We start from the raw sequence: 22,934 nt of genomic DNA, 5'->3' as shown, positions 1-22,934 counted from the left end.
CGCTCGATTCCATGCTCGAGCATTTCAGGCTGCTTGAGCCCGTCTTCGACGCAATGCCCGACATCGTGTTCTTCATCAAGGATGAAGACGCGCGTTATGCGCTCGTGAACCGCGCGCTGGCATCGCGATGCGGCCTGAAAGACAAGTCCGGGTTGCTGGGCAAGACTGCGGAAGAAGTGTTCCCGCAGCGCTTCGGGCGCATCTATACGGCGCAGGATCGGTCCGTCATTGCGCAAGGCAATGCAATGATCGATCAGCTCGAACTGCATCTCTATCCGGCACGTCAGCCGGGATGGTGCATGACATCGAAACAGCCGCTGCACGATGCACACGGCAACGTGGTCGGTCTTGCGGGCATCTCACGCGACCTTCAGGCCGATGAAAGCACGCATCCCGCCTATAGCCGGCTTGCCGCCGTGGTCCAGCACATCGAGTGCAATTTCGTGCAGCCGCTGAACATGCCGCATCTCGCGGCCATGGCGAACATGTCCATCGCGCAACTCGAGCGATATTTCCACAAGGTGTTTCATCTGACGCCGCGGCAAGTGCTGCTCAAGACGCGGCTCGATGCAGCCACGGCCCTCCTTGTCACGCACGACAAGGTAACGGACGTGGCGGCGCTGTGCGGATACACCGACCATAGCGCGTTCACGCGTCAGTTCAAGGCGACCGTGGGTCTGACGCCGACGGAATATCGAGCGGTTTTGCGCTCCCACAGTTCGGGCACGTACCCGGCTGTGAAAAGCGCGGGCGTCGCGCAGTCGAATCAATAAGTCTGACGGTTTGTTGGAAGATTGGCGCACCCAAAGTTACCTGCCTGCCGTTCAGTGCTGCGTGCTCAAAGCCACGACGCGCACCCGCGGCATTGCTCCGAACGCTTGTGCAGCATGGCTGCTGGCCCGATTGCTCATGCACTTTCTGCGGTCGGTCTGTTTTTTGCTCCATGGATGGTCGAAAGCAATGAGGCATACTGCGCCCGTTGAAAATCTTGAACCGTGCAATGTTCGACACCGGCATGCGCGGCTTACAACACGGTGCCGCATGGATCTCGCGCCGTCGTGCAGCAGTCAGCAGTCAGCCGCGATTAAGCGGACGCAGCATCGGCACCGGAATCCTGTTTGAGCTGTAAGAAAAGATAATGATGAATGAAGTAGCGAGACTGGGGCATGCCCGGATTGTGCTGGTCGAAGACGATCTGGAAAGCAGGGAATCACTGCGTATGTTGCTGGAGGAAGAAGGCGCGGATGTGGTTGCCGTTGCCGATGCCGAAGAGGGTGCCGAGACTGCGATTCGCGTACTGCCCGACGCTGTGATCTGCGACATCGACTTGCCGATGATGGATGGCTTCTACCTGATCCAACGTTTGCGCGACCACGAAATTCGAGGCAATCTGACGCCTTCGATTGCGATTGCCCTGACCGGCCACGATGGCGACGAATACCGCCTGCGAAGTATTGGCGAGGGGTTTCAGCATTTCATGACCAAGCCCGCACAACCGGACGCCTTGATCACGCTGATCCAGCAATCGCTCAGCGCGCGGATGCTGTCTTAGGCGGCTCGTACGATGGTCACGGGAGCGCATCCCATGGCCGCCGGAATCTGCCTAGGACCGGTCCCGGTTTCGCGCGCGGGTTGCGCCTGTGATGACCGCGATTCCGAGCAGGATCACATCGACGATCAGGATGGTGTGCTGTGTCACGTGCATGGCGACCAGCGCCCATGAAACCCCACCGATCAGAATCAGCCAGCCGACGAGATAAATCACCAGGGTCATTGAATTGTCCTTTGCGTGCGTGTTGGTATGAGAGCCGTAAACCGGACCATGGCCCACGCATAAAGCGGGCCTAGTGCGCTGCATGCCACAAAAAAAACGAGGACCGGCTCGGTTTGCCGACGCCCCGCGCACGCATGCGTGTTGTATTCTTTGCGCGTTCGCGCCCGGACTCCAACCTTTACGGCCTAGCCTACATGCTCATCGTTCACCACCTCAATAATTCCCGTTCACAACGTGTGCTCTGGATGCTGGAAGAATTGGGTGTCGAATACGACATCAAGCGTTATCAACGCGATCCGAACACCATGCTGGCGCCGCCCGAACTACGCGCGGTCCATCCGCTGGGCAAGTCACCGGTCATCACCGACGATGGCCGCACGCTCGCCGAATCCGGCGCAATCCTCGCGTATCTGAACGAGCGTTATGGGGAAGGCCGCTTTGCACCGCCACACGGCATCTCGCCTGAGCGGTTGCGCTACGACTACTGGATGCATTACGCGGAAGGCTCGGCCATGCCACCTTTGCTGCTCAAGCTGGTTGCGTTGCGCATCGGCAGCGCGCCCATGCCGTTCTTCGTCAAGCCGATCGCACGCCGGATCGCCCAGACCATGCAGGACAGTTTCATCGATCCGCAGTTGAAACTGCACTTTGGTTATGTGGAAAACGAATTGTCGAAGTCCGAGTGGTTTGCGGGAGACACCTTCAGCGCCGCCGATGTCCAGATGAGCTTTCCGCTCGAAGCCGCCAGGCAGCGCGCGGGCGCCAGATCCTTGCCGCGCATCTCGGCATTCCTGCAGCGCATTCACGCGCGTCCGGCTTATCAGCGAGCGCTCGAACGCGGCGGCAAATACGACTTCGCGGACTAAACGGGCAGACGGGGCAGGGCGTTCGCGCGGCTTGCGTACAATGGCCGCTGATTTCCCGAATCCGGCTTGGATCCAGGCGGTTTCAGGGCATGCTGAAGACGCCCGTCGATCTCCTGAACAAGCACCCGAATCCCGTATTTAGCGCGAAGGCGAAGCATGGCTCGAATCGTCCCCGACGACTGGAAAAACCTGGAAGCGACCGGCGCGGCCGTGCGCGAGCTCGACACGCTCGCATTGCTCGCAAAGCTTCCCGATGACTACACCGTGTATCACGGGGTGCACTGGACGCGCATCAACGAGGGTTTTTCCGTGTTCGGCGAAGCGGACTTCGTGGTGGTCGCGCCTTCCGGGCGGGTGCTCGTGATCGAGCAAAAGGCCGGCTTCCTGCGCGAGACGCCAGCCGGCCTGATGAAGGTCTACATGCAAAAGGAGCGCAACGTCGCCATTCAACTGGCGCGCACGCTCGAAAACCTGCACCGGCGGTTTACCGCGGCATTCGGCGCGGGCACGTATCGCATCGAAGAATTGCTTTATTGCCCGGACTATACAGTCAAGGACGTGTCCATAGCGGGTGTGCCGGAATCGCGCATTGTCGATGCCAGCCGCAAAGCGAAGCTGCCTTCGGTTGTCCTCGAGATCCTGCCGCCGGATGAACCGCGCTTCGAAGCATCGGCGCGCATCCATCATTTTCTCTCCGACGAACTCGCGCTCACGCCCGATACAAACGCGCTCGTCGGCCAGGCCGACATGCTCGTCACACGCTTGTCGGGCGGTCTGGCGACATGGGCGCGGCGCCTCGAGTTCGAGCCGTTCAGGTTACGCGTGATCGGCACGGCCGGCTCGGGCAAGACCCAGCTCGCGGTGCAGGTCATGCGCGACGCAGTTGCCAAGGGACGCAGCGTGCTCTACGTCTGCTTCAACCGGCCGCTCGCTGATCACATCCGGCTGGTGGCGCCGTCTGAAGCGCGCATCGCCAACTATCACCAGTTGAGCGCCGCCGTCACGCGCGACGCCGGCGCGCCGCCCGACTTCAGCCAGCCGAACGTCTTTACTACGCTCGAAGAACGCTTCGCGAATGTCGAGATTGCCGAGCACTGGAAGTTCGACGTGTTGATTGTCGATGAAGGCCAGGACTTTCATGCGGTCTGGGTCGATGCGCTCGCGCGTCTTCTCAAGCCCGACGGCGCATGGTGGTGGCTCGAAGATCCCATGCAGAACCTCTATTTCCGCGATCCCGTGCCGTTGCCGGGGTGGACCACGTTGCGCGAGACCACGAATTACCGCAGCCCGCGCGACCTGCTTGCTTATATCCGCCGGATCGTGGGACGCGAAGTGAGGCTCGATGCCGGCAGCCCGTTCGACGGTTCCGAAGTCAGTCTGTCCACGTATGAAAACGGCCATCCCGACGAAGTGATCGAAGCGACCAAGCGCGCAATTACGCAAGCGCTGGCGCTGGGTTATCGGAAGCAGGATATCGCGGTGCTGTCGTTTCGCGGCAGGGAAGGATCGGTCCTGACGTCGCAGGAGCATCTCGGGCCGCATCGGCTGCGCAGTTTTACGGGATCTTACGATCTGTTCGGGAATCCGGAATATCGCGAGGGTGACGTGCTGCTCGAATCCATTTACCGGTTCAAGGGACAGTCGGCGCCGTGCGTGATCTTCACCGAAGTCGATTTCGATACCTTCGACGAACAGGTCGCACGGAAGTTTTTTGTCGGTGCGACGCGCGCGACCATGAAGCTGATCGTGGTGGCTTCCGAGCGCGCGGCACGCGCCTTCGACGAACAACACTGACCGGCGATGAAAAGGCTCGACCTGATTCGTTGCGTATTGCTGCTGCTGACCCTTGCATGCACGCCGCTCATGGCGAGCGCCGCGCCGGTCACGCTCGACGTGGAAGGGAAAATCAGCCGCACGAACGACCCTGACCACACCATCTACCGCATCAGCGAAGCCGAGCTGATGAAGTTGCCGCCGCACACCATCACGATATCGACAACCTGGACGCCCAAATCTGCCTTCACCGGTCCTTTGCTCGCCGACGTATTGCGTCTCGTGGGCGCGCATGGCGATCTGGTGGAGCTTCGCACACTCGACGACTACGCCTACACCGTGAGCATCTCCGAAGCGGAGCGCTATGGTGCGATCCTCGCGTACAGCATGAACGGCACGCGTTTGAAGATCAGCAACTTCGGTCCGCTATTCCTGATCTATCCACGCGATGCCTATCCGCAGGAACTGACCGGTTCAGTGGCGGACGCGAAGTTCGTATGGCAAATCAAGGCGCTGGTCCTTAAATGATCGGTGCGTCGCTTCGCCGTCTGAAGGTTGCGTTGCTGCTCGCCGCCGCCATTGCGCCGCCGCTCGCGGGCGTGGGATATCTGCTGTATTCCACTTTGCTTGCGAACCAGAGCAACCAGCAACTCGACATGCCGTACGACGGTTTCTACTGGGACGGTGCGCAGTTCCAGATTGCCTATGGACGCCTGGGTAATCAGATATTGCTGTATCGAAGCGGTATCGACGCCAACGTCGACGAAGTCAAGCTTCGCTACGAGATCCTCGAATCGAAGCTCGCCATCGTCACGGCTTCCACAGCGATGCTTGCCGATCGCGAAGCGCTGCGCAGCAGGCAGCAGGAAATTCTCAGGCAACTCGACGCTGCGCTCGAGTCCATCGAACCGGACATCGATGCATTGAGCGCCGACAGTGCGCACACGCTGAGGGTCATCGGCGTGTTGCGGCAGAACCAGGATGCGGTGAACGAACTGGCGAACGGGCGGCGTATCGTGGACGTTGCGGAGCGCGATTACATCGTGCGTGATTTCGTGTCCAAGCGCCGTTATCTGTTCGCGGGCGGCATGCTGCTCGCGCTGCTTTCCATGGTCGCGACGGCCATGCTGCTGCTCAACGGATACCGGCGGTCGCGGCTGATTCATCAGCAACGCGCGGCGCTCGAAGCGCAGCATCAGGCAACGCGCGCCGCGCGCGGGGCATCGCAGGCGAAGGACGCGTTTCTCGGCATGATCAGCCATGAACTGCGCACGCCGCTGCACGCGATCGTCTCGTCGGTGGAACTGCTCGAGCTCAATCTGCATAGCGAGGCCGATCGCAAGATCATCCAGCGGCTCGAAACCGGCGCGCGCCATCTCGAAGCGCAGATGCGCGACCTCACCGACTTTGCGCGGCTCGGCGCCGGGAAGCTCGAATTGCGCCTGACCGTGTTCGACCCCATGGAGCTGCTCGATTCCATCGTCGATGCAAACATTCCGGCCGCAACTGCAAAAGGTCTGGTGCTGCGCGGCCAGTTCGCGGGCGAAGCGGGGTTGATCGAATCTGATCAGCACCGGTTGCGGCAGATCGTGACCAACCTCGTGACGAACGCGGTCAAATACACGGATGCAGGGTCCATCGACGTGCGTTTCGAGCGCACGCTGGAGCGCCTCGATATCTCTGTAATAGACACGGGTCCGGGTATTCCGCGCGAACAGTTGCCGTTGATCTTCAAGGAATTCACGCAACTGGATTCATCGACGACCCGCCGTTTCGATGGCGCCGGCATGGGCCTCGCCGTGGTCCGCGGACTGGTCGAGTTGCTGGGCGGCGTGGTGAATGTATCGAGCGATATTGGGCAGGGCGCGGCGTTTCGTGTGAGCCTGCCAGCGGCGCCCGTGGCGCACGTACCTGAACGCGAACGGGCGCCGGCTGATTTGCCGCCGCTGAAAAAAGCGCGCGTGCTTGTGATCGACGACCACAATTCGATACGCGAATCGCTTTCTGAAATGCTTGCTCACCTGGGTTACGCAAGCGTGGCCATGGGTGATGTGGACAGCGCCCTTGTGTGGCTGGAGACGAATCAGGCCGACGTGATCCTCGCGGACCTGCATATGCCGGGCAAGGACGGGTATTCGTTCGTCAATGAATATCGGGCGCGTCGCGCGTCGGGCGCAAGTTTGCCGGTCATTGCGGTCAGCGCCTATGCGCCGGATCTCGTCGATCCAAGCGCGGCCATTCTGTTCTTCGATTACCTGCTCAAGCCTGTGCGCTATGAGGTGCTGAAAAGCGCGCTGGCGCGGGCCTTATCAGCGACGCGACGGGTTCATTAAAGCGCGCTACGCCCGCAACAGGCGCTTGGAAAGATCTGCGACGAGAATCGCCATGCGCGCCGGCTTTTCGAAACACGTCACGTTGTAGCGCTGGATGACGTCGCTGATTTCCGATTCGCTGGCCTTGCCGGTCGTCAGTTCGCCCGTCAGCACGAAAACCGGCGCATCGGGATTGTCCGAGTTGCGCACGGCGCGGATCGCATCGGCCGAGGTATGCGCGCCAAACAACCAGTCGATGACCACGGCATCGAAGACTTGCGTCTGCAGCGCTTCGGCAAAACCCTCCAGGCCATACAGCGCCACTGCCGCAAAGCCGCTGCGCTCCAGGTAGTCGTGGAGGTTGTCGGCGGAAGTCTGGTCGTCGTCGACTACCGCGATCAGCGGCTTGTCCATGTCGGTGCGGCGCGGCTGGATCTCGATCTTGTGGACGTCGTGCGCGGCTTGCAGCAGCACGCCTTCGTGCGTGGTCACGATCCACCTGCCATTCATGTTCTGCGCGATGAAATCCGGCCGGCTGCCGGGTTCGAGCGCGTCGCCTATCCATGCAACGCACGCGATTTCGGCGGCGCCGAGCTTGAGTACGGCGTCTTGCGCCGCGCCTTCGGTGTCGTCGACGTCGGCGTTCTTGGCATCGAAGAGTTGCAGCGCCGGTTCGTCGAAGGCTTCCGCCACGCGGCGGATCTGCGCGAGCGTCCAGGGACTGTTGCCGCGCAACTTGCGATGGCCCTGCGAGAAACTCAGGTCGAGAATGCGGCAAAGCTCGGCGGTCTGCTGCCGTTTGCCGATGCCGTGGCGATTCATCAGGTCGCGTACGCGCTGGGCGACGGCGAGGGAATCAGAAGATGAGGTTTCAGTGACCATGCTGCTGCTTACCGGTTAAAGCGTGTGGTGTCGACAGACTGAGAGGGGGGTATTGTAGGCGCAAGAGCGTCGCTCTTAGCAAAACACTTGAGCCGTTGAAAGGGTTTGCGCACATCTCGACCGGTTTTTTTCCAGTGGCGGAAGGACTTTGAATCCGGTGGCGCAATACGCTAAAAGATGCAAACGTTAGCGTGGTTTGAAAGCGCACAGCGGTTATGCGGGTTCGGGGTTCCCATATCGGTCAGGCAATTAAACAGCCATGCGCGTACAGTCGCAATTTGCGAAAGAAAATTTGCCGCAGGTCAATGCAGGATCGAACATCGGGGGCCGATGATGCGTGTCACCAAGTCTCTCAGAACGGCGGCAGGGTTTGCGACAGCATTGTTCGTGCTGTCGCCGGTGCTTGCACGTGCCGAGGCGATCGAGGAACAACTCGATTGCAAATCGTCGGGCCATACGTTTATCAGCGCGCTGTTGGCCGGGGGCGAGATCCAGAGCAAGCCGATGCGCGTCGAATCCAATTCCATCAATGCGTTCCGGCCGGCGCATGGCGTCAAGCTTACGGCCTACGACTACAAGGTTTTCGTGGTGCTGGGTTACCAGAAGGACGATCCCATTTTTGCGCAGGGCAAGGGCACGCCCATCGCGGATTCCGCTTATGGCGTCGTGGTGACCGGCCCTCCCGACGACGTCAGGGATCGCGTGCATCAAGCGGGAAGCAACGCGATCGTGCACGAAATAACGCCTGTCACGACTGCGGTTCTCTGCAAGTCGGAGTGACGGGTTTCTTGAGAGCCTTACGCTCGCACCGCACTATCACGCCAAGGCAAGGGTGCGGATGTAACCGCACGATAGTTCTCGTTGCTGGACAAAGTGGGCCTGCCGCGCCGGAAGCCATCCGTCTGCAAGGTGGTGCTGAACGCGTGCGCCGGTTCATTGGTGTCGAACGCGGGCAGCAAGCCGTGCCGGCTTCGCCGGCCTTGAAATCTACCGCGGCAGATATCCTTTGAGCGTGTCGCGGAATTTCTGGATCAGCGGTTCCTTTGAGCGCCCGCGCCGCAGGATCAGTCCAAATGGCGCCTGATAACCAAATGCTGCCGGTGCAAGCGCGCGCAAACGGCCATTGTCGACCCATGTCTGCGCATAATGCTCCGGCAAGAAGCCAATGAACGCGCCCGACAGAATGAGGATCAACTGTCCTTCCATGCTGTCGACCGTGGCTTCGCTGCGCTTGAAGCCGTGACGCGCAAGCTCGGTCTGGCTCCAGTAAGCGCGGCCGACCATCCGTTGCTGGCTGATGGTCTCGTGCGGTATCTGATGCTCGTTGAAAAGCGGATGCGTGTCGCTGCAATAAAGCCAGTGCTGCTCACGATAAAGCGAGTGATGAACCAGCCCGTTCATGCGCAGATGAAATGCGCCGATAGCAAGATCGAGCCGGTTCCCCAGCACGCTAAGCTGCAATTCGTACGGGCTTTGCACATGCAGATGCAAATGCAGCGCGGGATGTTCGCGCGTGAATGCGCCGATGACTTCGGACAAGGGCAGGGCCTTGTCGCTCACCGTTGAATCCAGCACGCCCAGCTTGATGCTGCCGCGCAACTCGCCGCGCAAGCCGGCGGCGTAACGCTCGAAGCCATCGACTTCGCCGATCAGGCGCAACGCTTCCTGATGAAACTCTTCGCCTTTGGGCGTCAGGCTGAAGCCGCCGCGCCCGCGATGACACAACACCACGCCCACCAGCGATTCAAGCTGGCTCATGTAGGTGCTGATGGCCGATGTAGATAGATTCAGTTCCTGTTGCGCTGCGACGAAACCCTGATGCCGCACCACGCAAGTAAAGATGCGCAGCAGGCGTGCTTCAGGCAAGACTGTAGCCACGACCAAGCTCCATGAAAACCGCGACAGATAAAGGCGCCGCGCCGATACTTTAGAAATACCTGAACTAAATATTTCGCACCAGCACTTTGTCGTCATGCCGCACGCATTCAGAATTGGATGCATGCTTGTTCGATGAATGACTGCGAGGGACTTACCATGGAAAAGATCTTCCACCAGCCGCTGGGCGGCAACGAGATGCCGCGCTTCGGGGGTATTGCGACAATGCTGCGCCTGCCGCATCTGCAGTCCGCCGAGGGACTCGATGCCGCGTTCATAGGCGTGCCGCTGGATATCGGTACGTCGTTACGCCCCGGCACGCGTTTCGGGCCGCGCGGCATTCGTGCGGAGTCGGTCATGATCCGCCCTTACAACATGGCGACCGGCGCGGCGCCGTTCGACTCGCTGTCGGTGGCGGATATTGGCGACGTACCCATCAATACCTTCAATCTGCTCGACGCGGTGCGCATCATCGAAGAGCATTACGACGGCATTCTCAAGCACGATGTCAAACCGCTCTCGCTGGGCGGCGACCACACCATCACGCTTCCCATCCTGCGTGCAATGCATCGGAAATACGGCAAGATCGGGCTCGTGCATGTGGATGCGCACGCCGACGTGAACGACCATATGTTTGGCGAGAAGATCGCGCACGGCACGACGTTTCGTCGTGCCGTGGAAGAGGGTCTGCTCGATTGCGAGCGCGTGGTGCAAATCGGTTTGCGGGCGCAGGGTTATACCGCCGACGACTTCAACTGGAGCCGGCGGCAAGGTTTTCGCGTCGTGCAGGCGGAGGAGTGCTGGCACAAATCGCTCGACCCGTTGATGACCGAAGTGCGGCGCAAGGTGGAGGGCGGCCCGGTCTATTTGAGTTTTGACATCGATGGTATCGACCCTGCCTGGGCGCCGGGTACGGGCACGCCGGAAATCGGCGGCCTGACGACGATTCAAGGCATGGAAATCATTCGGGGCTGCCACGGGCTGGACCTGATCGGATGCGATCTGGTGGAGGTGTCGCCACCCTACGACACAACTGGCAATACGTCGCTGCTCGGCGCCAATCTCCTGTATGAAATGCTTTGCGTGCTGCCGGGTGTGATCAGGCGTTAAGCTGTCGGGCACGCGCCACAAGGACAAGGACCCCACCATGCAAACCGCCCCGAACTCGCCTCCCGCCACGGAACAGAAAGTCCGCGAGGACCTCGCCGCGTTGTACCGGCTGGCTGCGCATTTCCGCATGACCGACATGATCGATACGCACATCACCGCGCGCTTTCCCGGCTCGCCCGATGATAAGCCCGCGTTCCTGATCAACCGGTATGGCGTGCTGTTCCACGAAATGCGGGCATCGGATCTGGTGAAGATCGACTATCAGGGCAAGGTGATCGATGACCGCGCCGGCGACATGCCCGAGCTTTTCAGGGTCAACGCGGCGGGCTTCACCATCCATTCTGCGGTGCATATGGCGCGCCACGACCTGGCGTTTGTGGTGCATACGCATACGGCGGCTGGCACGGCGGTGTCCGCGCAGGAGCACGGGCTCCTCCCCATCAGTCAGCACGCGCTGAAGTTCTACGGCAAGCTGGGCTATCACGACTATGAAGGCATCGCGCTCGACTTGGGTGAGCGTGATCGTCTTGTGGCAGACCTTGGCTCGCACAAAGCGATGATCCTGCGCAACCACGGCTTGCTGGCTGGGGGCGCTACCGCCGCGCAAGCGTTCCATGAAATCTACTTCCTCGAGCGCGCATGTCAGGCGCAAGTCCAGGCCATGGCCGGCGGCACACAACTGCGCTTTCCTCCCGAACATGTCCGTGAACTGACCGCGCGGCAGTTCGAGTCGGAGGGCGCGGACGGCATCACGGAACTTGCGTGGCAAGCGGCATTGCGTCTCATCGCCGATACGCAGCCCGACTACCGCTCGTGATCATCCGCAAAATCCGCACATGACCAAGCTCGTATTCATCAGCAGCGGTTACGACATGTCGCCGCTCGCTCCTGCGATCATCGCCGCGGCGCCGGAACTCGAAGTCCATGCATTCGGTACGCATGAAGCGAATGACGCACAAGTGGCGGTGTGCTGGAAACCTCCGGCCGGCGCGTTGCGCTCGCTGCCGAATCTGAGGCTCGTGCATGGCGTGGCGGCTGGCGTAGATAACATTCTCTGCGATCCGCATTTTCCCGCGGTTCCGCTATGCCGTGTGGTCGACCCCGATCAGGCGCGCGCCATGAGCGAATATGTGATGTGGGGCGTGCTGCATTTTCATCGTCGATTCGATCAGGTTCTGGTCAATCAGCGTCACGCGTCATGGACGTTGCCTGAGCAAACGCGTGCGAGCGATTGCACCGTCGGTGTGATGGGACTGGGGGAGATTGGCTCGCGCGTCGCGCTGGATTTGCTGCGCGCCGGTTTTTCCGTGGCGGGCTGGTCGCGCAGTCCCAAGCACCTGCCTGGCGTTGCAACGTTCAATGGCCGCGACGCGTTGCCTGCTTTCCTCGAACGTATCGATACGCTCGTTTGTTTGCTGCCACTGACAAGCGAAACGCGAGGTCTGCTCAACGCGGATCTTTTCAGGCAGTTGCGCCCCGGTACGAAACTGATTCATGTCGGCCGGGGAGAACATCTGGACGCCGAAGCATTATTGAGTGCACTGGACAGCGGTCAGGTCGGCGGCGCGCTGGTGGATGTATTCCCGAACGAGCCACTTCCTTCCGACGACCCGCTCTGGCAGCACCCGAAAGTCATCGTCACGCCACACATGGCGGCGATCTCCACGCTGGATACCATCGGCTCGCAGATTGCGCAAAACGTGCGCCGGATGGTGCGCGGCGAACCGTTGCTCAACCAGGTCGATATCGCGCGCCACTAAGCTGCGCGGCCGCGTGTCGAGCCAGCTTGCCGCCGGCTCAGCGAACCAGCTTGCCTTTTTCATCGATGATCCGTTCGCCGTCTTCCTTGGCGAACGGACCTTTCTGCGCGGCCGAAAGAATCTCCAGGAGTTTCTCCGATGGCCGGCATAAACGCGTGCCCTCAGGCGTCACCACGAATGGACGATTGATCAGGATGGGATGCGCCACCATGGCGTCGAGCAATTGCTCGTCGGTCAGCGTTGCATCGGCGAGTTGGAGCTGCACGAATACAGCTTCTTTTTCGCGAAGCGCATCGCGCACGCCAAGCCCCGCGTCCTGAATGAGCCTGGTCAGCGCGGCGCGATCGGGCGGCGTCTTCAGATACTCGATGACCTTCGGTTCGATCCCCGCATTGCGGATCAGCGCAAGCGTGTTGCGCGACGTGCCGCATAACGGGTTGTGATAGATCGTGATGTCCATGTCGTCGTCTCCCTTATCTCTGAAAGTGCAGCCGGCCGGTTTTCATTCCCGGAATAATCGAAATGAAAGGATTCTTGTCGATGCAGCATAAGCAGATGCTATGACAGTTTACTCAAGTGACAGGTGGGATTGCCGTTAAAGGGTACGAGTGGGGGAACATTGCCGGCTCCGGTTGCGCTCGTGGCACGGGTGTGCGCCGCCGCTTGCTAACAGTATCGAGACAACTGAGACATGAACATACTTTCGACGATCAAGGGCCGCCTCGGCATTGCGATGGCGTTTTTGGGGCTGTTGCTGGTGGTTATCGGCGGCTTGGGGCTGTGGGGCATGAGCCTGGGTAATCAAACCACGCGCAGCCTCTTCACCAATGAAATGCCCAGCGCGGTCTCCGCCGGCAACGCGGAGATGTTCACCGCGCGTGAGCGGCTCAGCTTCGACCGAGCAGCCTTGCTGGTCGGCAAGCCCGCGGCGGAGACGGCAATTGGACGCGGCACATTGATGCGCGAACGCGCAGACAAGGAATGGGCCCGCTACGCTGCGTTGCCGCAAGGACCCGGCGAAAAGGAAATGGCCGATGCGTTCCAGGCCAAGCGTCTCGAACTGCAGAAAATGCTCGACGATGGCTACGCGAATGTCCGCGCAAATGACGCCGAGAAGATCGTTGCATCGGCGGAAGCCATGCAGGTCAAGTTCAACGAACTGGCCACCATCGGCGAATCGCTGCGCAAGTACCAGTTCGATTCGGCGAAGAGCGACTTCGAACTCTCGCAGCAAAAGTTCAGCGAGTTCCGCACCATCAGCGTGGTGGCGATCATCATCGGATTGCTGGCTGCGGCGTTTTCGTGGGTTTCGCTGCGCCGCGCGATCGGGCGTCCGCTCGACGAAGCGCTCGCGCAATTCGATGCCATCGCTTCCGGTGACCTGCGCCGCGAACTGGTCGTGACATCGCGCGACGAGATGGGTCAATTGCTCAACGGTCTCGCAAAGATGCAGGCAAGTCTGGTCGACACCGTGCGCTCGGTGCGTTCGGGCAGCGAGTCGATTGCATCGGCGACCAAGCAGATTGCAGCGGGCAACATCGATTTGTCGTCGCGCACGGAAGAGCAAGCGTCGGCGTTGCAGCAGACGGCGTCGAGCATGGACGAGCTGACCGGCACGGTGAAGCAGAACGCCGAGAACGCGCGTCAGGCGAGTTCGCTGGCCGCGAACGCGTCGGAGATTGCGAACAAGGGCAGCACGGTGGTCTCGCAAGTCGTCGATACCATGGGCGACATCAACCAGAGCTCGACGAAGATTGCCGACATCATCACGATCATTGAAGGCATCGCGTTCCAGACCAACATCCTGGCGTTGAACGCGGCGGTAGAAGCGGCGCGTGCGGGCGAACAGGGCCGTGGTTTCGCGGTCGTGGCGGCGGAAGTGCGCAGTCTTGCGCAACGTTCGTCGGCGGCGGCCAAGGAGATCAAGGAACTGATCAACACGTCCGTTTCGCGTGTGCAGACAGGCACGACGCTGGTGGGCGACGCCGGCCGCACGATGTCCGAGATCATCGGCGCCGTGCAGCGCGTGACCGACATCATGGGCGAGATTGCAGCGGCTTCGCACGAGCAGAGCAGCGGTATCGAGCAGGTGGCGCTCGCCGTCACACAGATGGACGAAGTGACGCAACAAAACGCGGCGCTGGTGGAAGAGGCGGCGGCCGCGGCGCAATCGCTGGAAGATCAAGCGGGCGCGTTGAAGGCGGCGGTATCGGTATTTCAACTGAACGATGGCGGCGTGGAAAGCGTCAAGGTCGTCGTAAAGCCGGCGCAGAAACCGACACCCCGTGCCGTTGCAACCCAGCGGCTGGCCCGGCTGAAAGCGCCGCTCGCGGGCGTGGAAAAAGCGAAGCCGGTTGCATTGGCGGGCGCGGCCGACTGGGAAGCGTTCTAAGCGGCAGTCGCCTTCTCAGCCAGGCAGCGAAACGCCAGGCTGATGCGCGGACCGGCCACTTCGCTCGTCTTCGGGATGCCGTGGTTGTGCGTGAATTGCGATGCGTAACTCATCACGAGCACGCTCCCCGCGTGCAGATCGACGTTGAGCGTGCGCCCCTTGCCTGATTTCGCGCGGATGCTCATGCGGCGCGTGGCGCCCAGCGAAAGAATGGCAATGGGCGCTTTCGCCACGAGCCCCTTGGTGTGGTCGTTGTGCGGCGCGACGCTGTCGTTGCCGTCACGATACAGATTCAACCCGACGCTGTTGAACGCCGCGTCGACGGTCGACCGGACCTGTTCCGCCGCCTGCAGCAGCGGCGCGGGCAGGTCGGCGGCATCGAGCGAAAAATGCGCCATCAGGCGTGGCACATCGACCTCGCGCTCGTACATCATGCGGCGCTGGTTGCTCCAGATCACGCCATCGAGCGCTTGCTCGAACCACGCTTGCGCCGTGGCGGGCGACACCACACCGGGCAGATAGCGAATCCCGCTTTCGGCGTCATCGATGAGATCGAGCGGCACGGGATCGAACAAATCGTTCTGATACACGATATTTCCTCAATCCGCCGAAAACGGCAGTTCCCCCTGGACGGCGATCGGCTCGGCGACATACGACCCCGCCGGCACCAGCGCCGTCACACGCACCCCCAGCAAACGCAAACGCCGGTCGAGCGGCACGCGCCGCAGGCATTCGGTGGCGGCGCGGCGGATATCGGTGGCGTCGGCCGTGGGCGCGGGCACCGTCAGGTCGCGCGTGACCGTGCTGAAGTCGTTGTAACGCAGCTTGATGCCAACCGTGCGGCCTTCGTAGCCTTTGCGCCGCAAGTCGTCGGCCACCCGCGTGCATAAATCCGTGAACGCCGCCGACAACGTGCTGCGATCCTGGCGCGGGTGAAGGTCGCGCTCGAACGTGGTTTCGCGGCTCATCGACTTGGGTTCCGAACTCACGACCACCGGCCGTTCGTCCTCACCTTGCGCGACTTCCACGAGCCACGCCGAATAGCTTCGCCCGAAGGTAGCCTGGAGCAGTTCCGGGTCCGCACGGGCCAGATCGCCGACCGTTTCTATGCCGATGCCGGCCAGCTTTTCGGTCGCCTTCGGCCCGATGCCGTTGACCTTGCGTACTGCCAGCGGCCAGATCCTCAGCGGGATATCGGCGGCGGTGAGGATGGTGAGGCCATCGGGCTTGTCCAGTTCCGATCCGATCTTCGCTAGCAGCTTGTTCGGCGCGACGCTGATCGAGCACGACAGGGCGGTTGCGTCCCGCACGGCCTGCTTGATGCGCGCGGCGGTGTCGGCAGGGTCGCCCGGCAAATCCGTCAGATCGATATAGATTTCGTCGATACCGCGATTCTCGATTTGCGTGGTGAACGTGGCGACGGCTGCCTTGAAAAGCCGCGAATAATGCCGGTACGAATCGAAATCCGTGGGCAGCAAGAAGGCGTCCGGCGCGAGTTGCGCCGCTTTCATCATGCCCATGGCCGAAAACACACCGAGCGCCCGGGCCTCGTAAGTGGAAGTCGTTACCACGCCCCGGCCGGCGTAATCGCGCAGCCGGACGAAACGGCGGCTGCCGTCGGGCAGGGTTTGCGGCGTGGCGTTCCGGCCGCCGCCGATCACAACCGGCTGGCCGCGCAGTTCGGGATAGCGCAACAGTTCGACTGACGCGTAGAACGCGTCCATGTCGAGATGCGCGATACGGCGCGTGGTCACGAAGGCGCTCCAGGATCGGACATGACATCGATAGCTGTATGGATATACAGTATCTTACATCGAAATGGCCTGGCGTCGCCGGGTTCCTTGCTGGGACAACGCTTATTGAAACGGTGAAAGCGCGTGTATAGGTCTATGATTACTCGTCTAATTTATGTCTATAGCCGGGTCCTGACCCGCCCTGGCTGCTAGATGGATTCACTCGAAGATTCAAGTAAATGACCACACAAGAAACCACCGCAGGCTTCTCCGACGAACGGCGCTTCGAGCTGCTGGTGAGCAATGTCAGTGACTACGCAATCTACATGCTCGACCTGAGCGGTCGCATCAACAGTTGGAACGCCGGCGCTCAACGGTTCAAGGGCTACACGGCCAGCGAGATCATCGGCAAGCATTTCTCTCTTTTCTATACCCCGGAAGACCAGCAAAACAACAGGCCTGCTCGCGCCCTGCGCACGGCGCGCGAAGAAGGCCGTTTCGAAGACGAGGGCTGGCGGGTGCGCAAGGACGGCACCCGTTTCTGGGCGAACGTCGTGATCGATCCGATCCGCGACCCCGAGGGCAATCTGGTCGGCTTCGCCAAGGTCACGCGCGATATCACCGAACGCAAGGCGGCCGAGGAAGCCTTGCGCGGAAGCGAAGAACGGTTTCGCCTGCTCGTGCAGGGCGTGACGGATTACGCCATTTACATGCTGGCGCCGGACGGTGTGGTCACGAACTGGAATTCGGGGGCCGAGCGCATCAAGGGATACACGCACGACGAGATCGTAGGCCAGCACTTCTCCTGCTTCTATACACCCGAGGATCGCCAGGCCGGCTCTCCTGCAAAAACGCTCGCAGTGGCTGCATCGGTGGGGAGGTTCGAGCAGGAAGGCTGGCGAGTCAGAAAAGATGGGACGCGGTTCTGGGCGCACGTTGTAGTCGATGCAGTCCATGACGATCATCAGAAACTGATCGGCTTCGCCAAGATCACGCGCGACGTCACCGAGCGCAAGTTGGCCGCAGAGGCGCTCGAGCGCGCCAACGCCGCACTGTTCCAGTCGCAAAAGATGGAGGCAGTCGGGCAGCTGACCGGCGGTATCGCGCATGATTTCAACAATCTGCTGACCGTCCTGTCGAGCAGCATGGACCTGTTGACCATGCGTCTGAGCAACCCATCGGACATCCGTATTCTCGATACGATGCGCCGAGCCGTCGAACGTGGCGCGACCCTCACGCAGCAGCTCTTGTCGTTTGCGCGCAAGCAGCCGCTGCAAGTCCAGAACTGCGACCTCAACGTGGTGATTGCCGGTTTCGAAGCGGTGCTCAAGCGCGCGGGCAACTCGAGTATCGAGATTGACTTTGCCTATGTGCCGGAACTGCGGATGGTCGCAATCGATGTTGCGCGGTTCGAGGCGGCGTTGCTCAACCTGGTGGTCAACGCGCGCGACGCGATGCCCGAGGGCGGCAAGATCATCGTGGCGGTGAACAACGCGGATCTCAAGGACGGCGATGTCGGCACACTCAAGGCCGGCGCTTTCATAGCGGTCACCGTCAGCGATACCGGAACGGGCATGGCGGAGCGTGTCATTGCGCGTGCGTTCGAGCCGTTCTTCACGACCAAGGAAGTAGGCAAGGGCTCCGGGCTCGGCTTGAGTCAGGTGTATGGTTTCATAGCGCAGTCGGGCGGCGAGGTGCAGATCGACAGCAAAGAGGGGCAGGGCACCACGATCCGGCTGTATCTGCCGGCCATCGAGGACAGCGCGGTGGAGTCGAAAAGCGCGCCCGCGGCATCGCAAGAGATGATCCTCATGGTCGATGACGAACCGGACGTGCTCGACATAGGCGCGGAGTTGTGCAGGTCGATCGGCTATCAGGTCCTGACGGCGAACAACGCGAAGGAAGCGCTGGAGATGCTGAACCGGAGCGCCAACATTTCGATCTTGTTCACCGACGTCGTGATGCCTCAAGGCATGCATGGACTGGAGCTCGCGCGGACGGCGCGGGCGCTGTTGCCGCAATTGAAGGTCGTCCTTGCGTCGGGTTATCCGCTGCCCATGTTGAAGGAACAGCATGGCCCGACCGATGCATTCACCTTCATCACCAAGCCGTATCGGCTGGCCGATCTTGCTCAGGTGCTGCGCACGGCGACATAGACGAAGCGAGGAAACATGAGCAATGCATGGTTGTTCCAGATCCGGATCACTGCTTCGCCCGAACTCGCCGCGACCTTGCGCGGCGATCCGCAGCAGGTGCCGGAGCCGTTGAGTGATCTGCTGCGCCGGCATGACGCGTCGCTCGTGTGCCAGTTCGACGCCTTCGCGGGTTATGTCGATGAAGCGGAAAAACTCGGAGTGGACAAATATCCGCTGTACCAATGGACCCGGGATACGATCGAGAACCCGGAGAAAAAGGCCAAATACCTACGGTCGTTCACCGTCTACGTGAACGATGCGGATGTCTACGCCGCGGACATTGCCGACGCGCTGCAAGCGGGATTGTCCGCGCTCGCAGATCCGTCCGGCATAGAACGCGTCTCCAGGTTCGACACCAATCCGGCGAACAATCCTCAGCCGCCGGCTAAGGTCTAGCGGCATTCGCAACGGCGCCCGGCGTCCACCGGTAAACAATGATGCTCGACTCGTTGTAGTTGTCCTTCGTGACGACGTACTCGCCCGTCGAGCGCAGATACGCCCTCAGGCCGTACATGGAATCGACGTCGTTGCCTATATCGACCGAGCCGGGATTGCTGTTCGCGAACGTCATGTCGAGACTGCCAGTCGCAAGATTGAACGCGTCTATGTTCGGCGCCGCATGCACATACCCGACAAACAAATAGTTGCCCGCCGCCGTGATCGATTTGGGATTTGCGCTCGTGAGCGTGATGACCGGGCTCGGCGACTTCTGGTTGCCCGCGCGCCAGCCGTGATAGACCTCGATGCGGGTGCCTATCGATGTCCAGTCCGCGCTGCCAATGATGCCTTGTCCGAGGATCATGGTGTCGCTGTCGGCAAGATAGATGATGCGTGTCAGCGGCAGGACGGATCTGGGCGTGGCATAGGCAAAGCCGGGTCCCCATGACGGTTTGCCGTCGGCATCGAAGCCCGTCAGCGGATAGACGTAAATGCGGTTCGTCCTGTCCGGACCGGCCCAGACGTTCGCGTTGCTATCGAGCGAAAACCCGCCTGTGATCAACGTGCTCGAATTGAAGAGCGCGCCCGGCAGTGATCCATCCGGAATCGCAATGTATCCGTTCGCCGCGTTGAAGTGATAGAAATTGAACACGCCCGGATTCTGGCCGGCCGCAACCATGACCCTGTTTGCTCCAACAGTTGCGAGTTGCGCGAAGTGCTGGCCGCGTTGGGTATCGTTGATATCGATTCGCGGGTCAGCCGGATAGTCGAACGGGTCCACCGTGTTCGCCACGAACGTGCCGCCGGCCGTGCCCGTATAGACGTTGAAACCGCCATAGAAAAACGCGCCGTCCGTGCCGGGGTCCGGTGCGCCGTTGCCCTCGAAGTTGAGCGCCTGCAGTCTCCATCGAAGGATGTTCGACGTGTCGTACACATAGATGTCCGTGTTGCCGTTGCGGGCGAGGTCCCACGTGCCGCCCCACGGGTTGCTGAGCACATAGAGGTTGCCGGCCGCATCCTTGCCGATACCCACCACGCGCGTAAAGCGCCTGTCGCCGACCTGGCCCTTGATGCCGGATGTGGTGTCGAGATAACCGCCCTGGATCCCGAACGTGCCCACTTGAACCGGACTGCCCGATGTCTGGTAGATCTTGATGTTCATGTCGGGTCCCTGGTCGCCGACCAGGAGCTGCCCGTTGGTGGCATCGAAATAAAGCGCGGACGGACGCGACACGGCGGCCATCTGGATGGTGGTCATGGTTGCACCGCCCGGACTGAATTCCACGATGGCGCCCGCGCCCTGCTGCGCGACCCAGAGGTTGCCGGAGGCGTCCAGCGCGAGCGCGCCGGGACCCGTCACGTTGATGTCGCTTTGCCAGACGCCGTCCGTGGTGTAGACGCGCACGCGATTGCCCGGGAAGTCGCTTGCGTAGAGCAGGGAGCCGGAGGTGGCGAGCCCCGTGATGACATCGGCGCGCTTTTCGGTCGTGGTCGCGCTGACGGCAATGGAAAAGTCCTGCGTCTTCGTCACGCGGTTATACCGGCCCACGTAGCCGCTGCCTTTGTTCCTGTCATATTGCATGGCTGCAAAAATGGATGTCGCGTTGCCCGTGATCGCGCTGCCCTGAAATGCGTTGTGTATGCCGATGGAACCCGCGTTCTGGCGGTTCTGGTAGATCGCGATACCGCCCTCGTTCTCGTCCCAGAGCGACGCCGTGTAGACGATGCCTTCCGGCGCGATCCACATCGATCGGGCGCCGTTGCCTACGTAGGTGGAACTCGTACCAAACGTGTTCGCGATCCAGTCCGTGGAGTATTGCGCGTGACTGGGGCGTGCGATCGTGGCGAGCAGCACGAGCGCGCCTAAAAGAACGCGAAGGCGTGTCATAACCATGAGCGATGTTCTCCTGGACGTTTTTGGTGGGCTTGAGCGGGGTGGGCGCGTAGAGCGCGCGATTGCCCTGGGCGGCGTCTGCGAGGGGTGTATGTGATCGAGACGAGTCGATGCCTCAACCACGCTACGGCTGATCGTAAAGGGAAAATATTGGATAGCGCCGCCGATAAAAATCAAAAATAAATGGCGCGTTTTTATTTGACGTTATCGGCGTACTTGAATGCCGGAAATCTTTCGGTGATAACCGGTGGATCAGGTAATTAGGCCATGCTTGGTCAACCTAATGGTGAAAGCCTGACCGGTTGTTTCAGGAATCAAACACCGTTGAAGGCACGAACACGAACCCTTCCATCAACCTGCGCGCGCTTCGGCTCATGACGGCTTTTGTCACGATCCAGTCATTGTCTATCCGCCGGGTTTCGGCGCCGACCGCAAGGCTCCCCGATGGATGGCCGAAGCGGATCGACCCCTGCGATTCAGGTACGAGCCGGTTGACCAGCGTCCCGGGAATGGCCGCCGCGACCGCAATGGCGACGGCCCCGGTACCGGTCATCGCATGGTGGAGTTTGCCCATCGAAAAAATGCGGGCGTTGATGTCGAGCGTCGCGGGGTCGATGTGCTTGCCGCTCGATGCCACGTAAGCGCTCGGCTTCGCGACGAACGCGAGCTTGGGCGTATGCGGCCTTGATTGCGTGGCTTCGCTGGCGGTCTTGGCGAGCCCCATGCGGACCGCCGCGTGCGCGCGAATCGCCTCGGCCTTGAGCAGCAACTCCGCGTTGCCATTCACGTCGCGCTGAAGTTCGTTGCCGTTCAGGCCCAAGGCTGTCGCATCGATGAAGATGGCAGGATTGCCGGCGTTGATCATCGTCATTTCGACTGCGCCGACGCCGGGTACGTCGAGCACATCCGATGCGTTTCCGGTCGGGAACATGCCGCCGACCGAGCCTTCGCCATCGCCGGCGGGGTCGAGGAATTCGATGCGGATTTCCGCTGCTGGAAACGTCACGCCATCGAGTTCGAAATCGCCTTCTTCCACGACTTCGCCGTCACGCATGGGCACGTGGGCAATGATCTTCGCGTTGATGTTGGCCTGCCAGATCCGGACCGTGGCGACCCCGTCGCGCGGGGCATCGACGAGACCCTGGGCGATCGCGAACGGACCCACTGCCGAGGTCAGGTTGCCACAATTGCCGGACCAGTCGACGACGGGTTTGTCGATGGCGACCTGCCCGAACCGGTAATCCACGTCACAATCTTCACGCGACGATGGCCCGACGATCACGACCTTGCTCGTGCTCGAGGTGGCGCCGCCCATGCCGTCGATGTGCTGGCCGTAGGGGTCCGGGCTGCCGATCACGCGCATGAGGATGCGGTCGCGCAGAGCCGGGTCTTCGGGCAGCCAGTCGTGACGGAAGAAAACGCCCTTGCTCGTGCCGCCACGCATGTAGACGGCAGGGATTTTTGTCTGGGCCAAGGTTTGTCTCCGGTGGGGGCGTGAGGGCCTATTTTGCAACATCAACCCTTCAGTTCGTAACCACGTTGCCGTTCGAACTGCCGATATTGCGCAATAACCACCGGATCGCTGAAGTCACCGCCAATCTGGTCTGGCTCTCTGCCGCCGTCCAGTCCCTGAAGAACGTTTGCTGATTGAACCCAGCTTTCTTTCTCCTGCGCATCGCCGATGAATTGCAGCAAATAGGCATCGAGTGGATGCTCGACTGGCGATGCAATCTCCTGAGTCAGAGCACGCAGATAGTCGGCTTTGCGCGTGTTGTGCCAAAGTATGGAGAAGCCGGCGCGCCGGCATAACTCGGCGTGTACGAGCAGCATCGTCCTTCCATTGCCATCAAGGAACGGATGGCCGAACGCAAACAGACCCATTACTTCGCCGGGCCGTGCGCGCATTGTTGCAGCATCCTGTCCCAGACGA

The 22,934-nt window shown here is 61.0% G+C and carries 23 protein-coding genes; 14 read left to right on the top strand and 9 right to left on the bottom strand.

What is annotated here, in order from left to right; genetic code table 11:
* Window positions 1–11: 11 nt before the first annotated feature.
* The 3 genes from AXG89_RS18140 to AXG89_RS18135 all read left to right on the top strand — a co-directional run bounded on the left by AXG89_RS18140 (window position 12) and on the right by AXG89_RS18135 (window position 1,552).
* Entirely contained in the window at window positions 12–773 is a 762-nt protein-coding gene (locus AXG89_RS18140) for an AraC family transcriptional regulator (RefSeq protein WP_062172576.1), read from the top strand.
* A 227-nt stretch (window positions 774–1,000) separates the two neighbouring features.
* The gene (locus AXG89_RS44165; RefSeq protein WP_256701070.1) at window positions 1,001–1,129 is read left to right on the top strand and encodes a hypothetical protein; all 129 of its coding nucleotides are present in this window, start codon (window positions 1,001–1,003) and stop codon (window positions 1,127–1,129) included.
* A gap of 9 nt (window positions 1,130–1,138) precedes the next feature.
* Complete coding sequence (locus tag AXG89_RS18135) at window positions 1,139–1,552, top strand: response regulator (protein WP_086386473.1); 414 nt, start codon at window positions 1,139–1,141, stop codon at window positions 1,550–1,552.
* Window positions 1,553–1,603: 51 nt separating this feature from the next.
* On the opposite strand, the gene AXG89_RS42175 is transcribed toward AXG89_RS18135, so the two are convergent.
* Window positions 1,604–1,774 (bottom strand): hypothetical protein, encoded by a 171-nt coding sequence (locus AXG89_RS42175; RefSeq protein WP_162916082.1) that lies wholly within the window; start codon window positions 1,772–1,774, stop codon window positions 1,604–1,606.
* 194 nt (window positions 1,775–1,968) lie between these two features.
* Between AXG89_RS42175 and AXG89_RS18130 the strand changes: the two genes are divergently transcribed.
* From AXG89_RS18130 to AXG89_RS18115, 4 genes are all read left to right on the top strand, one after another.
* Entirely contained in the window at window positions 1,969–2,640 is a 672-nt protein-coding gene (locus AXG89_RS18130; protein ID WP_062172574.1) for a glutathione S-transferase family protein, read from the top strand.
* Between the two features lie 156 nt (window positions 2,641–2,796).
* The gene (locus tag AXG89_RS18125; protein ID WP_062171409.1) at window positions 2,797–4,434 is read left to right on the top strand and encodes an ATP-binding domain-containing protein; all 1,638 of its coding nucleotides are present in this window, start codon (window positions 2,797–2,799) and stop codon (window positions 4,432–4,434) included.
* A 69-nt stretch (window positions 4,435–4,503) separates the two neighbouring features.
* The gene (locus tag AXG89_RS18120; RefSeq protein ID WP_236873472.1) at window positions 4,504–4,941 is read left to right on the top strand and encodes a molybdopterin-dependent oxidoreductase; all 438 of its coding nucleotides are present in this window, start codon (window positions 4,504–4,506) and stop codon (window positions 4,939–4,941) included.
* Window positions 4,938–6,746: an ATP-binding response regulator gene (locus AXG89_RS18115; RefSeq protein ID WP_062171398.1), complete on the top strand. Its 1,809-nt coding sequence runs from the start codon at window positions 4,938–4,940 to the stop codon at window positions 6,744–6,746. The genes AXG89_RS18120 and AXG89_RS18115 overlap by 4 nt, the downstream gene beginning before the upstream one ends.
* 6 nt (window positions 6,747–6,752) lie before the next feature.
* Here the strand turns inward: AXG89_RS18115 and AXG89_RS18110 are convergent, their stop codons facing one another.
* Window positions 6,753–7,607, bottom strand: coding sequence for a helix-turn-helix domain-containing protein (locus AXG89_RS18110; RefSeq protein WP_062003250.1), 855 nt, complete (start codon window positions 7,605–7,607; stop codon window positions 6,753–6,755).
* 330 nt (window positions 7,608–7,937) lie between these two features.
* Here AXG89_RS18110 and AXG89_RS18105 point away from each other — a divergent pair, with 330 nt between their 5' ends.
* Window positions 7,938–8,387, top strand: a complete 450-nt coding sequence (locus AXG89_RS18105; protein WP_236873460.1) for a hypothetical protein — start codon at window positions 7,938–7,940, stop codon at window positions 8,385–8,387.
* Between the two features lie 207 nt (window positions 8,388–8,594).
* Here AXG89_RS18105 and AXG89_RS18100 read toward each other — a convergent pair whose 3' ends face one another.
* Complete coding sequence (locus AXG89_RS18100; RefSeq protein WP_062171396.1) at window positions 8,595–9,485, bottom strand: LysR family transcriptional regulator; 891 nt, start codon at window positions 9,483–9,485, stop codon at window positions 8,595–8,597.
* A 156-nt stretch (window positions 9,486–9,641) separates the two neighbouring features.
* Here AXG89_RS18100 and speB point away from each other — a divergent pair, with 156 nt between their 5' ends.
* From speB to AXG89_RS18085, 3 genes are read left to right on the top strand one after another with little or no spacing between them, the layout of a single operon-like run.
* On the top strand, window positions 9,642–10,592 hold the full coding sequence (gene speB / locus AXG89_RS18095; RefSeq protein WP_062171394.1) for an agmatinase: 951 nt from the start codon (window positions 9,642–9,644) through the stop codon (window positions 10,590–10,592).
* Between the two features lie 37 nt (window positions 10,593–10,629).
* Complete coding sequence (locus AXG89_RS18090; protein WP_062171392.1) at window positions 10,630–11,409, top strand: class II aldolase/adducin family protein; 780 nt, start codon at window positions 10,630–10,632, stop codon at window positions 11,407–11,409.
* 19 nt (window positions 11,410–11,428) lie between these two features.
* Complete coding sequence (locus AXG89_RS18085; RefSeq protein WP_062171390.1) at window positions 11,429–12,352, top strand: 2-hydroxyacid dehydrogenase; 924 nt, start codon at window positions 11,429–11,431, stop codon at window positions 12,350–12,352.
* A 37-nt stretch (window positions 12,353–12,389) separates the two neighbouring features.
* Here the strand turns inward: AXG89_RS18085 and arsC are convergent, their stop codons facing one another.
* On the bottom strand, window positions 12,390–12,812 hold the full coding sequence (arsC, locus tag AXG89_RS18080; RefSeq protein ID WP_062171389.1) for an arsenate reductase (glutaredoxin): 423 nt from the start codon (window positions 12,810–12,812) through the stop codon (window positions 12,390–12,392).
* 231 nt (window positions 12,813–13,043) lie between these two features.
* Between arsC and AXG89_RS18075 the strand changes: the two genes are divergently transcribed.
* Entirely contained in the window at window positions 13,044–14,744 is a 1,701-nt protein-coding gene (locus AXG89_RS18075; RefSeq protein WP_075358193.1) for a methyl-accepting chemotaxis protein, read from the top strand.
* Here AXG89_RS18075 and AXG89_RS18070 read toward each other — a convergent pair.
* Together AXG89_RS18070 and AXG89_RS18065 are read right to left on the bottom strand one after the other, a co-directional pair.
* Entirely contained in the window at window positions 14,741–15,334 is a 594-nt protein-coding gene (locus tag AXG89_RS18070; RefSeq protein WP_305954596.1) for an alpha-ketoglutarate-dependent dioxygenase AlkB family protein, read from the bottom strand. The two genes, AXG89_RS18075 and AXG89_RS18070, sit on opposite strands and share 4 nt — an antisense overlap.
* 9 nt (window positions 15,335–15,343) lie before the next feature.
* The gene (locus tag AXG89_RS18065) at window positions 15,344–16,468 is read right to left on the bottom strand and encodes a Y-family DNA polymerase (protein WP_062172572.1); all 1,125 of its coding nucleotides are present in this window, start codon (window positions 16,466–16,468) and stop codon (window positions 15,344–15,346) included.
* Window positions 16,469–16,716: 248 nt separating this feature from the next.
* Between AXG89_RS18065 and AXG89_RS18060 the strand changes: the two genes are divergently transcribed.
* A complete protein-coding gene (locus AXG89_RS18060) occupies window positions 16,717–18,633 on the top strand; it encodes a hybrid sensor histidine kinase/response regulator (RefSeq protein WP_062171387.1) in 1,917 nt (638 codons plus the stop codon).
* A gap of 15 nt (window positions 18,634–18,648) precedes the next feature.
* Entirely contained in the window at window positions 18,649–19,068 is a 420-nt protein-coding gene (locus tag AXG89_RS18055) for a hypothetical protein (RefSeq protein ID WP_062171386.1), read from the top strand.
* On the opposite strand, the gene AXG89_RS18050 is transcribed toward AXG89_RS18055, so the two are convergent.
* The 3 genes from AXG89_RS18050 to AXG89_RS42765 form a co-directional block, all read right to left on the bottom strand.
* Window positions 19,058–21,004 carry an SMP-30/gluconolactonase/LRE family protein gene (locus AXG89_RS18050; RefSeq protein ID WP_062171385.1) on the bottom strand — a complete coding sequence of 649 codons (1,947 nt, stop codon included), beginning with the start codon at window positions 21,002–21,004 and terminating at the stop codon, window positions 19,058–19,060. The genes AXG89_RS18055 and AXG89_RS18050 overlap by 11 nt on opposite strands.
* Window positions 21,005–21,311: 307 nt before the next feature.
* Window positions 21,312–22,520, bottom strand: a complete 1,209-nt coding sequence (prpF, locus tag AXG89_RS18045) for a 2-methylaconitate cis-trans isomerase PrpF (protein ID WP_205583082.1) — start codon at window positions 22,518–22,520, stop codon at window positions 21,312–21,314.
* Window positions 22,520–22,909 carry a hypothetical protein gene (locus tag AXG89_RS42765; RefSeq protein WP_335671966.1) on the bottom strand — a complete coding sequence of 130 codons (390 nt, stop codon included), beginning with the start codon at window positions 22,907–22,909 and terminating at the stop codon, window positions 22,520–22,522. Before AXG89_RS42765 ends, prpF begins: the two co-directional genes overlap by 1 nt.
* Window positions 22,910–22,934: the final 25 nt, after the last annotated feature.

This window comes from Burkholderia sp. PAMC 26561 (assembly GCF_001557535.2).
GTDB lineage: Bacteria > Pseudomonadota > Gammaproteobacteria > Burkholderiales > Burkholderiaceae > Caballeronia.
This window is presented reverse-complemented; position numbering and strand designations above follow the sequence as displayed.